This is a genomic window from Candidatus Macondimonas diazotrophica (genome assembly GCF_004684205.1).
In the GTDB taxonomy this organism is placed as follows: Bacteria; Pseudomonadota; Gammaproteobacteria; order UBA5335; family UBA5335; genus Macondimonas; species Macondimonas diazotrophica.
This window is the reverse complement of the sequence record NZ_SRIO01000069.1, coordinates 1-1,019: the sequence shown is the minus strand read 5'-3', so window position 1 is coordinate 1,019 and position 1,019 is coordinate 1. Positions and strand designations below refer to the sequence as shown.

General features: G+C 56.8%; 1 protein-coding gene. It reads left to right on the top strand.

Annotation, left to right across the window (positions count from 1 at the left end):
* A partial coding sequence (locus E4680_RS14515) for an RNA-guided endonuclease InsQ/TnpB family protein (RefSeq protein WP_135283025.1) occupies window positions 1-893 on the top strand: 893 nt, incomplete at its 5' end.
* Window positions 894-1,019: the final 126 nt, after the last annotated feature.

The window sequence follows — 1,019 nt, the reverse complement described above, 5'->3', positions numbered from 1 at the left end:
AGCTTACGTCCGGTAGCAGCAGGGAGCTTGGACTCCACTCCGGTACCGTGAATGCGGTTTGTGAGCAGTACGCCAAATCCAGATCGCAGAAGAAGCGGCCTTACCTTCGCTATCGTGGCAAGAAGTCGCTCGGCTGGGTTCCGCTCAAAGGACGAGACCTCAAGCGCGAGAGCGACGCCTTCCGCTTCGCCGGGAACACCTTTCGCGTGTTCCATTCTCGCCCGCTGCCGGAAGGCAAGATCAAGGATGGCACAAATTTTTCTCAGGATCGCCGGGGAAACTGGTACCTGAACATCGTGATTGAGGTTGCCGACGCTCAGGTGCGTGAAGTTCTCACCGGCGTCGGAATTGATCTCGGCCTGAAAGAGTTCGCCACGCTCTCCACTGGGGAGAAGATCGACAACCCCAGGCACTATCGGGCGCTGGAGGAAAAACTTGCCAAGGCGCAACGTGCCAAGAAAAAGCGCCAGGCCGCGAAAATCCACGCCAAAATCACCAACCGGAGAAACGATTTTCTGCACAAGCTTTCGCATCGCATCGTGCGTGAGTTTGATCATATCGCCGTGGGCAACGTGAACGCGGCCGGACTTGCCAAGACCAGCATGGCAAAGTCCGTTCTCGATGCGGGCTGGTCGTCCTTCCGTAACATGCTTGCGTACAAGGCCGTTAGGCATGGCGCATGGTTTGAGGAAGTGAACGAAGCGTTTTCCTCCCAAGTCTGTTCGAGTTGCGGAAGCCTTCCGGACTCGCGGCCGAAAGGTATCGCAGACCTTGGAATAAGAGAGTGGCAGTGTTCCGATTGCGGTGCTAACCATGATCGCGATACCAACGCTGCATTAAACATTCTCCGATCGGGACATCGATCGCCAGTAGTGGGAATCCCCGTCCTTTAGGGCGGGGAGGATGTCAAAATTCTTCCACCAGATCAGCCGTCCACGTTGTCGGGCCAGATTGTTTGATATCAGCGATTGCCCAGCGTTTCGGCTCTCGGCTCCATGCGGCCCACTCAGCGCCGTGCG